The sequence below is a fragment of the Croceivirga sp. ABH4_376 genome, assembly GCF_056160685.1.
Map to the genome: position 1 here is coordinate 184,383 of NZ_JBSWXQ010000001.1, position 13,553 is coordinate 197,935.

Genomic DNA, 13,553 nt, shown 5'->3' on the forward strand with positions numbered 1-13,553 from the left:
CTAAAGATATCGGCTTTACTAGGCAACATCAATTATTTTGCCATAATATTAACGCTTCTACTATAATGGAAACGTAGCTATTAGCATTGGTATTGTTATGGTTAAGATTAAAATTGACAATCCAATTATAAACCAATTTTGCTTTTGCTTAAGTAAGCTTAGCCATAGGTAAGAAAGCAACAGTATTATTCCTATTATAGTTACTTGTGATAGTTCTATACCCGCTGCGAAACCTAGAAGCGGCTCTATCTTCTCGGTTTCTTCTGCCATCATCATATTAAAGTAATTAGAAAAGCCGAAACCATGTATTAATCCAAAAAAAGCGGTTGCCAAAGCAGTAAAATACCAACCTGTATTGTTAGTAGGCCTAGAAACCCGGTATAAATTAAAAATTGCGGTTAGAGCTATGGTCACAGGTATTAAAAATTCTATCCAACTTACATCTACCCGTAAAATATCATAGGCAGATAGTGCTAAAGATGTGCAATGGGTTACCGTAAAAACAGTTGCCAAAAACAATACCCATCTCCATTTTTTAAAGGTAAAAGGCAAAGCCAATGCAGCTAAAAATAGGATATGATCGTATGCGTTTAAATCTAAAACATGTTCTATTCCCAATTTTAGATATAACCAAAAATTCTCCATGAGTTGTTTATGAGTTGTGATACGAAAATAAGTAAATACCGCTGTAGCTCCTCCAAAAATCAACTTTACATATCAATTATATTTATTTAAAACAAATCTAAACTACTCTTGTTCAAACTAAAAAGCCATTGTATTTTAGCCCACCAAGCAAAGCAGCTTGTTTGCTCATTTTTTACTTGATTAACATGACCAAAAAAAAGACCTACGGCCTTAGGGCGCTTATAAATGATATTCATCTTTGGCTGGGCCTAATAAGTGGCTTAATTATCTTCCTTGTTTGCCTAAGTGGTACCATCTTAACCTTTGAAAAAGAAATTGAAGGATGGTTTCAAAAAGAATTGGTAGTTGTACCTAAAGGCAATAAGCAACCCTTAAATAAACTGACAAAACTACCTGCATTAAAGGAAAAAGGTACACTTACAGCCGTTACTTTACCTACAAATACGAAACAACCTTATGTTTTTTCTATTAAAGAAGACCCCAAACAACGTAGGGGCACCCAATATGAGGTAAACCCATATACCGGCGAAATTTTAAAACCCGAAAAATCTAGTGCGGAAGGTTTTATGCGTTTTATGTTCCGGTTACATAGATGGTTATTGTTAGATACTAGTATTGGAAGGCCTATTGTTGGTATTGCAACTATTGTATTTCTAATTCTATCCCTAACCGGAATAGTACTTTGGTTTCCTAAAAAGATAAAGTGGAAGTACGTAAAAGCAGGCCTTAAAATTAAAACCGACGCCAATTGGAAGCGAATTAATCATGATTTACACAACACACTTGGTTTTTACTCTTGTCTATTAATCATAATTATGGGCTTAACCGGGCTTTGCTGGTCTTTTGAAGGGTACAGAGACGGTTTAAGTAGCGTTTTGGGCACGCCCGTTTTTAATAGAAGAGGTGCTCCCAAAATGTCTGTGGGTAATACAAATGGAAAGCAACTTACGTTGGAAGAGGCAGTGGCCTTGGCAAACAAAGAACTTCCTTATGCTGGGGAGTTAACTATAAGTTTACCCAATAAAAAGAATCCGGTTTATAACTTTAGAAAATTAGCGGATGCTAGCTTTTCTACCGTTGCTTTTGATCAATTGACCCTAACCACCACAGGAACCATGGTAAACAAAGAAATTTATGCGGATAAGCCCTTAAACGTAAAAATAGCAGGGGCCATAAAACCGTTACATACAGGTGCCATTTACGGTACCTTTAGTAAAATATTGTATTTTTTGGCCTGTCTAGTGGGTACTAGTTTACCAATTACCGGCACCTTTATCTACATTAACAAACTAAAGAAAAAACGCAAAAGAAAAAGCGTGACCACAGAGGCCATGGCTTAAACCATTCCTCTTTCTTTCTGTATGGTTTCGTAGGCTTTTTGAACTTGTTTAAATTTTTCTTCGGCACCCTTTTTAATGGCTTCATCTTCTGTAACCACGCGATCAGGATGGTATTTTTTTGCCATATTCCGATATGCTTTTTTTACGGCATCGTCCGTTGCGGTACGGTCTATTTCCAAGATTTTGTAGGCATTATCCGCTTGTTGTATAAACATGGCTTTTATACTTTCAAAATCGTAGTTACCAATGCGCAAGTAGATAGCAATTTCTTTTAATTTAGCTACTTCCGCTTGGCTTACCTGCCCATCGGACTGGGCAATTCCAAAAAGAAAATGAATCAATTGCAAACGTACTTCGTGCCGGGTACGTTGGTTTAGGTAGGCACATATCTTAGCTGCGGAAATTTCCCTTTTTTTAATAACATCATTAAACGTTCTAAAAATAGCATTGGCCTTTTCCTTACCATAGGTACTTATAAAATATTGCCTAACATAATCTAGCTCTCGTTGGCTAACATGCCCATCTGCCTTAATTACAATAGAACATAAAGAAAGTAAGTTAAGTTCAAAATCTGCAGGCGAAACGGTTTGTTTGGTAAAATCCCTAAACACCGTATTACCAGATTTGCTGCCAGAATTTAAGTTATCTAAAAAGCTACCCACAATAAAACCCAGGATAGCCCCTGGAAATCGTAAAAAAGTATAGCCTAAAACAGCGGCCACCCATTTGATCATCTTAAACAAATTTAGCCGCAAAGATAGTGTTTAGAGTTGGTAACGGCCTTTGTATATAGGCTGGTATTGGCTCAACATAGCTCTAAAACGCAGAGCAATCAAAACCTTTGAAAATCTTAAAATATATTTAGTAAACAAAAAGGTATCAATTTGGTATCTTTGACCTTAGAAAAAATTTGATTCTATGTATCCAGAAGAATTAGTAAAACCAATGAGAGAAGACCTTGCCGTAGCAGGTTTTCAAGAACTATATACCAGTGAAGCTGTAGAAGCAGCATTAAAACAAGAAGGTACTACACTTGTAGTGGTAAATTCTGTTTGTGGTTGTGCTGCAGCCAATGCTAGACCAGCTGCTAAGTTAAGCCTAGCAAATAGTAAAAAACCAGATAACCTGGTAACTGTATTTGCTGGTGTAGACAGAGAAGCTGTAGATACGGCAAGGGCTGCCATGGTTCCTTTTCCACCTTCTTCTCCAAGTATGGCATTATTTAAAGATGGAGAGTTGGTACACATGATAGAAAGACACCACATTGAAGGCAGACCTGCAGAAATGATTGCAGAAAACTTAATGGAGGCCTATAACGAGCATTGTTAAGTCATTGCCATAGAAAAGCTTAAAAACCACTCCGTTACGGGTGGTTTTTTTAGTTCTATTAATTCTGAATTACCTTACGACCATAATTTGTGTTTACCACCATGCTTAAATTACTTTCTTACCCCTTAACGGCTATTTATTTTCTCTGCTTTGGGTTGTCCTTACTTATATTTCACCCCATACAGTGGTTTTGTTTTAATGTTTTTGGCTACGAGGCACATAAACGAAGTGTTTCTATACTTAATTGGTTTTTAATACGCTGCACCAATGTGTTGGGTACCCGGTATACTTTTACTAATAAACAAGAGATACCAACAGATAAACCCCTAATAATTGTTTCCAACCACCAAAGCATGAACGATATACCTGCTATTATCTGGTATATGCGCAAATACCATCCTAAATTTGTAAGCAAAAAAGAATTAGGAAAGGGCATCCCCAGTGTATCCTATAACCTAAGACACGGTGGGTCCGTATTAATTGATCGTAAAGACCCCAAACAAGCCCTAATGGCTATTGCCTCATTGGGTAAATATATTGAACAACACAACCGTTCTGCCGTTATTTTTCCGGAGGGTACAAGAAGTAGAGATGGAAAACCCAAGCCATTTAAACCCATGGGATTAAAAACGCTACTAAAAAAAGCACCCAACGCATTGGTGGTCCCCATAAGCATTAATAACTCTTGGAAACTATTAAAATACGGTAAATTTCCAATGGGATTGGGCGCCCATGTTACTTTTGAGGTACACCCGCTTATTGCCAATGAGGGTGATTTGGACCTTCTTATGGAAAAAATAGAAACCGTAGTAAAATCTGGTATTAAAAGTTAACCATGACAGACGACGCTATTATTGAAGAGACCATACAATTTGTAAAAGAGACGTTAAAGGGTGCCGAAGGTGGCCACGATTGGTTTCACATTCAAAGGGTTTTTAGAAACACACTATTTATTGCAAAAGATGAAAAAGTAGATGTTTTAGTAGCTAGTCTAGGCGCCCTGTTGCATGATATTGCCGATGCCAAATTTTATAATGGGGACGAAACCATAGGGCCTAAAATGGCAGCTGCTTTTTTAGCTTCTTTGAAAGTAGACCAAAAGGTAATAGATCATGTGGTAAAAATTATTGAAAACATATCCTATAAAAATAGCTTGGACCCCAACGCAAGTACGTTTACCTCTCCAGAATTGCAGGTAGTGCAAGATGCAGACCGCCTAGACGCTATTGGGGCAATTGGTATTGCACGTACATTTAATTACGGCGGATTTAAAAACCGGGAACTATACAACCCCGCCATACCGCCCAACCTTAACCAAAGTAAAGAAGCCTATAAAAAAAGTGCCGCACCTACCATTAACCATTTTTATGAAAAACTGCTATTGTTAAAAGATAAAATGAATACCCAAACCGGTAAAGAAATGGCTGCGCAACGGCATCAATTTATGCTTAATTACTTAGAACAATTTTATGCAGAATGGAATCCTATTGGCGTAAAAGAAGATATATAAAAAAAGGATTTTATGCCCGTCTAAGATTTAGTAGTTTTATACAAAAGAGATAGCCGTTAGTACGGATATCCCCAAATAATAGTATATATCCGTCATATGACGGATATTCAATTGTTGTGGGTAATAAAAAATAGACCATGATAAAAGAAATTAAGCATATTCTTAAGAGGTATAATGAAGGTAATTCTTTGCATCCAATACTCAAAAATCAACTATTGGATAAAATTGAATATCTAGCCTCAAACCAAGAGCATTTAAGAAAGGTATTTATCGAAGTGACACAAAAATATGATATTGACTTCATCAAATCTATTTATAGTTCTGATGTACACCTTTCATATTGGCGTGGTTCTGGTGATTATGGACTATCTCTTCTTCCTGATTCCGCAGATGGAGTTCACGATAGAGATGAGGAATTTGGTTTAATACTTAAAGACTTTCATGATGCTGATGAATTCACACCTACAATTAAAGAAAAACCAACAAGAGAAGAATTATTAAGATTTCCAGATGATAAGGAGGATATTTACGAAGATGAAATTTATGTTTTGTATAATCGTTTATTTCACACAATGGTCAGTTATTTATGGCAAGAAAGCAAAGGATATAGTAATGGCTTAATTTCCTCGATTGTTGAGAATAATAGTATCCAGACTTTTATTTTCAATGATTTTTCCTTTTCTGACATTTCTAATTATAGTGAAATAAAGGAACTTCCTGAAGTTAGAGATAAGCACTTCATCCGAGATTTGTCTTTAGAAGAGATATTTTGTAGAACAGGATTATATAGCTACGGTTTTCTTGAAAGAGAGAATTCTTCATTGTTTTACTACGAGAAAGGAGACGAATTTTACGAAATATCTGCAAAGAAAGGGTTAATAACAGAAAGAAAAGGAAAAATCCAAGAGTATTCCAGTGCCCAAATTAGCAATTCAAAACAAATAGATGGAATTCATGAATATGACAAAGTTAAGAATACGGTATCTGGCTTGAAACCTATGATTGACCAACCAATTAATTCAGGTTGGACTGGAAAGTTACCCCCAAAAATCACTACCCACAACAATGTATAAAAATAATAGCCGAGATAGTAGTAAATTCAAGGGTTGTAGCCCGCTTCAACTTTCTTGTAGCTTGACAGGAAAATGCCACACAATCGGCTACTATTCTTATACTCACCGTTAGCAGCAATCTAAATAAATGGATGAAATCAAATTTTACAGAAATCTAAAAGAAGAAACATTTGATAAAGAAAGTTGCTTTCTGTGTGGACAAGAATGTGATTTAAAAACTGCTGAGCATATCTTCCCAAAATGGCTTCAACACAAATATGATTTATGGGACAAGAAATTAAAAATATCCAATGGGACAACTATTCCATACAGACATTTAACAGTTCCCTGTTGTTCAGATTGTAACAATAATAAATTATCGCAATTAGAAGAACGATTTAAAATTTTATTAGATAGGTCTTTTGAAGATTTAACCTTTGAAGATGAAAAAACAATATTTCAGTGGACAGGAAAAATTCTATATGCGACTAGATATAAAGAACTTTCCTTACTTCTTGACAGAAAGAATCCAGACTTTGGTAAAATTATTTCACCTAAAGAACTGGAAAGTTACTCTGCTCTCCATCTTTTCCTTCAATCAATTCGATTCGAAACAAAATTTAATGAGCCTAAACCTTGGAGCATTTTCATCTTCAAATGTGAAAACGAAGAATTTTTCTATCATAATATTCTTAGTTCTTTATGTCTATCTATGAAATTTGGTAAAGTTTCTTTGACAATAGCTTTCGAGGACAATAACATAATCTCAGATTTTATGGGAGTTTTTAAAAACCTAAGAAACTATGGAATCAACTTTGCTCAATACTTGGAAATTAATGCCCATATTTTTTATAGTGCTATTTTAAAAGAAAATGTACCTAAGTATTTTTCTCACTTCCATCAAGAGACTAAAACTTTGACTGTAAATACTATAGGGAATTTAAGATCAAGAAAGTGGGATGATAAAGAATATTGTTTGAATTTTGATTATCTACTTCTAAGTTGCGGGATAGATATCGGTGGTAGTTCATATCACGGAGATGGTAATATTACCTCGTTTTTAGTTGATGATAATAATGAACATTTAATTGCTAAATATAAAAAAGAAAGCTGCTAACAATGTATAAGAAATAATAGCGGCTGAAATGCTAAAACGAAACAATAAAATATAAAATAAAGGTCAACGCTAAACTGAAAAGCTAGTGTGTGAAATCCGCTACTATTCTTATACGATACAGTTATGTGCAATATAACAGAACAAAAAACGTATAACTAAAAAAGACATAATATGGACAGAAAAAAATTTTTAAAGAAAGGATTGGTTGGATTAGGAACTATTGTAGCGTTACCTACAGTTATTACTTCTTGCTCAAAAGATGATGACAACAACCCAACGACAACAGGAGATTGTGATTTATCCCCAAGTGAAACTGCAGGTCCATTTCCAATTAAAACACCTGCTCAATTAGTATTGGAAAATATTGTTGGAGATAGAACAGGCGTGGCTTTATTGATAACACTTACTATTCAAGACCAAAGTGACGATTGCAACCCACTTTCAGGAGTATTAGTTGACTTATGGCATTGTGATGCGGAAGGAAATTATTCGCAATATGGTGGAACTCAAATGCAACAAACAGATTATACAGATGAAGATTTCTTACGTGGAAGACAAACAACGGATTCTAATGGACAAGTTTCTTTCATAAGCATATTTCCAGGTTGGTATATGGGTAGAGCACCTCATATTCACGTAGAAATATTGGACTCAAATGAAAATTCGTTACGTGTTACGCAAATTGCATTTCCTAAAGATATTTGTGATACGGTTTATGCAACAACGGGTTACAATGGAGAAGCTGATACACTAAATGCAAGTGACAATGTTTTTTCTGATAGCCTTGATGGTAATATGCTTGATTCCTTGACTGGAAATACTACTGATGGATATACTTTGTTAAAAACAATAGTAGTATAAAATACAGCACACAACAAGGTATATAAAAAATAGGCGAAACAGTAATTAAATCAAGGCTCTAGGCTCATTTTAATCTTTGTGCTTAACTGAATGTTTAGTGCTTCGTAACCGCCTACTTTATATACTAACCGTTGAAAATTCAAAAAAAGGATCTGAATTACTTTCAGACCCTTTTTTACTAACTAACCAACTAACTCAAAAACTAACTTTTATCGGCTACCCAATCCTCGGGTTAACCATCCTCCCTTGGCTACGGTTGCAATGGAGTACGGTGTAATCCAAAACAGGCCAAAGGTGAAGAAAATACTATAAGAATAAGCCCAGAAAGATTCTACCCAATTGTAACGCTTTGCATAGAACAAAACCGAAAAACTAGATAACAGTAGAATACTCACCATAGACGACCCTAGAAATAATAAGGGTTGGGTTACTATAAAGAATACCATAAAAATAAATAACGGGTAACTCATAAGAATTTTTAGTACCTGGCTGGTAAACAACAAACGGGCGCCAGATTTGCTAAAGTTCCTAAAATTGGTAAAGATGAATTTAGACATCTCTAATACCTCTCTTACATTGCTCCTATCCCATCTAATAAACATCTTGTACAACCCCTTGTAGCGTTCTGGTACATTGGTATAACAATAGGCGTTACTCTGGAACAAAACACTTTTTCCTTGTTTTAACACCATGTTGGTCAAGGCTTGGTCTTCTCCAATATCCGATGGCTTACCCATAAATTGCTGGTGTATCCAATCTTCCTTGCATGCCATAATGGCCTCCCTTTTATAGGCTGCCAAGGCACCTGGGGTACACAATACGGTGTTTACGTTACTTTCTGCAGAGCGAATAAACTCAAAACTCAACACAAAACTTACATCTAACATTTTAGGCAATAAGGCCTTTTTATTGTTAAGTACCCTTATGTTCCCTGCTACCGCACCACAATTTTTGTTTACCACAAATGGGCTAACCAAATTGCGTAAGGTATCTTTGTCTACCACACTATCACTATCTACGGTAACAAACACTTCGCCCGTAGCTAAATCAAAAGCACGGTATAGTGCATGGCGTTTGCCCATATTTTTAGGTTGTTGGTAAATTTCTACACGGTTACCCAACTCTGCTTTTGCTTTTTGCATCCACTGCCAGGTATCGTCCTTACTCCCATCATCTATAGAAACAATTTGCAATTTTTCCTCAGGAAAATCGCTCGCAACCAAACTTACCAAAGTATCGTAAACCTGTTTGCCTTCGTTATACGCTGGTACAATAACGGTACTAGTAGGCAGTTCATCATTGGTTACCCCTGCAACCGGTTTGTATTTAATATAGTTATACAAGGTGTAAATAAAGAAGAAACCACGGAATAACAACAACCCAAATGCAACCAACAAAAAGTAATAGCCAAGGGTAGAGTTGCGTTGTTCTTGATTAAACTGTGTAAAATCTTCCTGTAATACATACACCAAATAAATGGATCCTAGCATAAGGGCAAAAGAACTACCCTTGATAAAAACAGACCAAGCGTCTGCAGTGGTAAAAAATGTGTTGACCCAATTTCTAATGGATCGTTTATTGTAGTTTTGAACCATTTTGTTACTTAGTAATAGTTATAATTAGTGTTCCCTTACGGGTGCTCGTTCTGTTTTACGAGTCATTGCGTTCATTGGATTATTTCTTGGCAATCTTTAACACTAGTTCACGTTTTGTTAAGCAATCATATTCGCAACATTAGCTTAGACAAATTACCATTAGTATAAATTTTTATGTTCTTTACTATCAAATAGATAAGACTTACGCCAAAAATTGATATGTTTTCTATTTTTTACAGCCTAGCCTTTTTAGTATCTTTCTCTAGACAACTTTAAACTAAACCAAATGCAAAGACGAAATTTTATTAAAAATGCGGCTGCGAGCACTGCCGCCTTCTCCATTGTTCCCAGTTTTGTGCTGGGCAAAAACCATGTACCCCCAAGTGATACGTTATACGTAAGCGCTTTTGGTGTAGGTGGTCGAGGAAGCGGGGTTATAGAAGGCCTACAAAACACGGGTAAAGTAAAATTTGTTTCCTTCTGTGATGTAGATGACCGCCGTGCGGCAGATACCTATGCCAAATATCCAGATGTAAAGCGTTACAAAGATTTTAGAAAGGTTTATGACCAGCACCTTTCTGAGATAGATGCTATTATGGTGGCCACCCCAGACCATACCCATGCCACTATTGCCCTGCCCTTTATGAAAGCCAAAAAACATGCCTACGTAGAAAAACCTTTGGCACATAACATACGTGAGGCACGGTTAATGACACAAGTAGCGAAAGAAAATAATATTGTTACTCAAATGGGCAACCAAGGTGCCAGTAGTGATGATAGTAGAATTGCTAGAGAGTGGGTAGAATCTGGTGTAATTGGCAAAATACATACCATAGATTGTTGGACCAACAGACCGGTATGGCCACAAGGGGTAGCTTTACCGTCTAAAAAAGATAGGGTTCCTAAAGGCTTGGATTGGGACCTTTGGCTAGGCCCTGCCGCCATGAGAGATTATAACGATAGATACTTGCCGTTTAAATGGCGTGGCTTTTGGGATTTTGGCACTGGAGCTTTGGGCGATATGGGTTGCCATATTATGGAAACGCCTTTTAGCGTGCTAGACCTAGGTTATCCCAAAGAAGCCGAAGCAAGCTGTACAACTGTTTGGGTGGGCGATTTCGTAGAGGGCGATTATAGCCATTCTTGCCCCCCATCTTCTAAAATACATTTAAAGTTTGAACACGATTACCATGGCGCCATACAGTTAAACTGGTTTGATGGTGGTATAAAACCAGACCTACCAGACGAACTAAAAGATGGTGAAACTATTGGTAATGGCGATGGCGGTACTGTTATGTATGGTGAAAAAGGCATAATTGTTACGGATACCTACTCCCAAAACGCACGATTGTTACCTTCTAATTTAAACGAGCTGTACCAACAACCAAAAGCCAAATATGCACGGATACCCGGCGGCATGAACGGACACATCCAAAACTTTGTAGAAGGATGCCTAACCGGAAGTGAAACGTCTTCTAATTTTGAAAAGGCCGGTAAACTTACCGAGACCGTACTTATGGGGAACCTTGCAGTACGTGCGTACCAATACAAAAAATTAAAACCTGGCAAAAAAGTGGGCGATTGGGACCCGTATATGTACGAAGGCCGTAGAAAACTACATTGGGATGGTGATAATATGCGCATAACCAATTACGAAAAGGCCAACGAATGGGTAGGCCGTAAGTATAGAACTGGCTGGGAACTCTCTTAAAACTGCTTTTAAATAGGGAAAACCGAGAGCCTGCTCTCGGTTTTTTATTAGCAAAAAAATTCAAAGAAAACTCTGCATGAATAATTTAAACGATACTTAACACTTAGTACCATTTACTTTTTACTTTTTACTTTTTACTTTTTACTTTTTACTTTTTACTTTTTACTTTCTAAGCGAATTTTAAAGCAAACCAAAAGCAATGCTCGATTTTAATAAAACAATAGTTACTCAAAAGGTTATTCTAAGACCTATGCAATTAGATGATTTTGAAACTATGAAAACGCTTACAACAGACACCCAAATGTGGTATTACTTCACTGCCGATTTATCTGATGAAGCTACCTTAAAAAACTGGATTACCACCGCAGTCAAAAACCATGAGCAACAAAAAGAATTGCCCTTTACACTTGTAGACCCAATTAAGGGCGCGGTTATTGGCACTACACGTATTGGAAATATTTCTGCCAAGGATTGCCGTGTAGAAATCGGGTGGACTTGGATTGCCAAGGCATACCAAGGCACTGGAATTAACAGCTTGGTAAAAAAACTACTCTTCAACTATTTGTTTACAGAAACGGCAATCCTTCGCATTGAGTTTAAAACAGACGTGCTTAATATTGCTGCCCGTAAAGGCATGGAAAAAGTTGGGTTAATAAAAGAAGGTGTATTGCGTAGCCATACGTTAATGACCAACAGCCGTAGAAGAGATACCTTGTATTATAGCATACTAAAAGACGAGTGGAAAAACAATTCGTAGGCTTTTTACATGTGCTGTACATATTTGCACTTAAAAGATTGTATTGGTATAATTCTTGTTGCAGCAGAATAACTTATACATTATAGTTATGAAGCCTAAATGTCTCAAAATTGGGTATCTACTGCTCACTTTAATTAGTAGTTTACTACCATCTTCTATAAGTGCACAAGACAAAGCACCCACATCTTTTTATGCAGAAGCAACAGGTTTCTATGAAGAGCAATTGGATGGAATATACCTACAATTTGATTTGGGCACAGAGTTGTTCCGATACCAATGGATTGCACCAGATTTAAGTATTAATCTGTTATACGGGAGCGTTTCTGATGAAGATTTTGACGACCGAAATAGAGATGGAGAAATTGACTTTAGGTCTTTTGACAGCCAATCTTTTGTGGCATGGAATGCTGCTTTTGGAGCTAAATTTATAATTGATGATGACCCTGGACAATTTATTTTATTACCCAAATACCACTTTGGCAAACAGGAAGCCACTGGAGAATATAGTGATACCGAAGCTAATGTGAGTAAAACAAGAGCGTTTGCCAATAGTAATCATTGGTCCGTTAGTGCTGGATATGAATTTCTGAGTCTAAAAAATTACAACCAATTTGGAATTTATTTGAGGTATACCCGATTTAATGCCGGTAAAACCCTAAACCATCTTAATCCTGAAAACCAGGTATACCACAGAACTAATTTTAATACGCCAGCTATTGGAATTACGCTTCGCTTTTCTACTAGTTTTTCCAAAAAAGTTAGGGCCAGTTATTAAATATAAAGCGATAATTCTAGCCAATAAAGGTGTAAACAACTACAACTTATTCAAATTCAAAACAAACCACTTTAGGCAAGCAAATCTCTCCTAGCTTTAAAAATGGAAAGACCATTGCAATAACCCAAGTCTTAAATCCATGCAAGTCCCTTGGGTTGATAGGTAAGCCAACCCGTTAAGCTATACCTATCTTTGTGAGATTTTAATACCGCATGTGGTACTACCCCACTTTTAAATAGTACACATCTATTCCCAAGCGGTTGTATCAAACTCAAAGATTTATCTGGTTCAAAAATTTCCAATTCGCCCCCATCACCGGTTTTCCAATTATCGTTTAAATAAACAATCATGGTAATCATACGGTTGCTTCGTTCTTCAAACTGATCTAAATGGCGAGCGTAATGTCCGCCTGGCGGATAATGTGCTAGATGAAACTCATGCCCAGACAAACTTAAGTAACAGTAGCGGTTTAGCACATTTTTAGTCTCTTGTACCAATTGCCAAAAAGAATTTAAGTCCACATCTCTATTGGCATCCAACCAGTACGTTTTATCTCCCCTAATTTTTGTACGTACTTGGTGGTTATCCAAACTACCAATACCAGCTTGTGCAAATAACGCTTCATGTTCTACAAAGTAATTTTTTAAGGTAGTATAAAGTGGTTGGCTCAAAAAATTGTCTACCACTACGTAGTGTTTATCAGAGAGCTCATCTATCCAGTTGAGCCAATCTTCAAGGTCATGAATGTCTGTCACTTACATTTATAAAAAATAGCGCGCAAAAGTAATCTTATTTAGGATATGGCAGTGGTTTTTATTTTAATTTTTATAACTAAACACCAATTTGCCAAACCACTAAATG

At 36.5% G+C, this 13,553-nt stretch carries 14 protein-coding genes; 10 read left to right on the forward strand and 4 right to left on the reverse strand.

Annotation, left to right across the window (positions count from 1 at the left end; genetic code table 11):
• Positions 1-60 precede the first annotated feature (60 nt).
• The gene (locus ACXAGS_RS00760) at positions 61-645 is read right to left on the reverse strand and encodes a HupE/UreJ family protein (protein WP_474903708.1); all 585 of its coding nucleotides are present in this window, start codon (positions 643-645) and stop codon (positions 61-63) included.
• 185 nt (positions 646-830) lie between these two features.
• On the opposite strand from ACXAGS_RS00760, the gene ACXAGS_RS00765 reads away from it, so the two are divergent.
• Entirely contained in the window at positions 831-1,985 is a 1,155-nt protein-coding gene (locus ACXAGS_RS00765; RefSeq protein ID WP_474903709.1) for a PepSY-associated TM helix domain-containing protein, read from the forward strand.
• On the opposite strand, the gene ACXAGS_RS00770 is transcribed toward ACXAGS_RS00765, so the two are convergent.
• Positions 1,982-2,719, reverse strand: coding sequence for a TerB family tellurite resistance protein (locus ACXAGS_RS00770; RefSeq protein ID WP_474903710.1), 738 nt, complete (start codon positions 2,717-2,719; stop codon positions 1,982-1,984). The two genes, ACXAGS_RS00765 and ACXAGS_RS00770, sit on opposite strands and share 4 nt — an antisense overlap.
• Positions 2,720-2,903: 184 nt before the next feature.
• On the opposite strand from ACXAGS_RS00770, the gene ACXAGS_RS00775 reads away from it, so the two are divergent.
• The 6 genes from ACXAGS_RS00775 (at position 2,904) to ACXAGS_RS00800 (ending at position 7,854) form a co-directional block, all read left to right on the forward strand.
• Entirely contained in the window at positions 2,904-3,314 is a 411-nt protein-coding gene (locus ACXAGS_RS00775; RefSeq protein WP_010518776.1) for a BrxA/BrxB family bacilliredoxin, read from the forward strand.
• Between the two features lie 101 nt (positions 3,315-3,415).
• Positions 3,416-4,147 (forward strand): lysophospholipid acyltransferase family protein, encoded by a 732-nt coding sequence (locus tag ACXAGS_RS00780; RefSeq protein ID WP_474903711.1) that lies wholly within the window; start codon positions 3,416-3,418, stop codon positions 4,145-4,147.
• Between the two features lie 2 nt (positions 4,148-4,149).
• Complete coding sequence (locus ACXAGS_RS00785) at positions 4,150-4,824, forward strand: HD domain-containing protein (RefSeq protein ID WP_474903713.1); 675 nt, start codon at positions 4,150-4,152, stop codon at positions 4,822-4,824.
• Positions 4,825-4,961: 137 nt separating this feature from the next.
• On the forward strand, positions 4,962-5,897 hold the full coding sequence (locus ACXAGS_RS00790; RefSeq protein WP_474903714.1) for a hypothetical protein: 936 nt from the start codon (positions 4,962-4,964) through the stop codon (positions 5,895-5,897).
• A gap of 127 nt (positions 5,898-6,024) precedes the next feature.
• Entirely contained in the window at positions 6,025-6,993 is a 969-nt protein-coding gene (locus tag ACXAGS_RS00795; RefSeq protein WP_474903715.1) for a hypothetical protein, read from the forward strand.
• A 171-nt stretch (positions 6,994-7,164) separates the two neighbouring features.
• Complete coding sequence (locus ACXAGS_RS00800; RefSeq protein ID WP_474903717.1) at positions 7,165-7,854, forward strand: dioxygenase family protein; 690 nt, start codon at positions 7,165-7,167, stop codon at positions 7,852-7,854.
• 209 nt (positions 7,855-8,063) lie between these two features.
• On the opposite strand, the gene ACXAGS_RS00805 is transcribed toward ACXAGS_RS00800, so the two are convergent.
• Positions 8,064-9,449 (reverse strand): glycosyltransferase family 2 protein, encoded by a 1,386-nt coding sequence (locus tag ACXAGS_RS00805; RefSeq protein WP_474903719.1) that lies wholly within the window; start codon positions 9,447-9,449, stop codon positions 8,064-8,066.
• Positions 9,450-9,735: 286 nt separating this feature from the next.
• Between ACXAGS_RS00805 and ACXAGS_RS00810 the strand changes: the two genes are divergently transcribed.
• From ACXAGS_RS00810 to ACXAGS_RS00820, 3 genes are all read left to right on the forward strand, one after another.
• Entirely contained in the window at positions 9,736-11,160 is a 1,425-nt protein-coding gene (locus ACXAGS_RS00810; protein WP_474903721.1) for a Gfo/Idh/MocA family protein, read from the forward strand.
• Between the two features lie 199 nt (positions 11,161-11,359).
• Positions 11,360-11,917: a GNAT family N-acetyltransferase gene (locus tag ACXAGS_RS00815; protein WP_474903723.1), complete on the forward strand. Its 558-nt coding sequence runs from the start codon at positions 11,360-11,362 to the stop codon at positions 11,915-11,917.
• Positions 11,918-12,005: 88 nt separating this feature from the next.
• Positions 12,006-12,692 (forward strand): hypothetical protein, encoded by a 687-nt coding sequence (locus tag ACXAGS_RS00820; protein WP_474903725.1) that lies wholly within the window; start codon positions 12,006-12,008, stop codon positions 12,690-12,692.
• Positions 12,693-12,823: 131 nt separating this feature from the next.
• On the opposite strand, the gene ACXAGS_RS00825 is transcribed toward ACXAGS_RS00820, so the two are convergent.
• Positions 12,824-13,447, reverse strand: coding sequence for a 2OG-Fe(II) oxygenase (locus ACXAGS_RS00825; protein ID WP_474903727.1), 624 nt, complete (start codon positions 13,445-13,447; stop codon positions 12,824-12,826).
• Between the last annotated feature and the right edge of the window lie 106 nt (positions 13,448-13,553).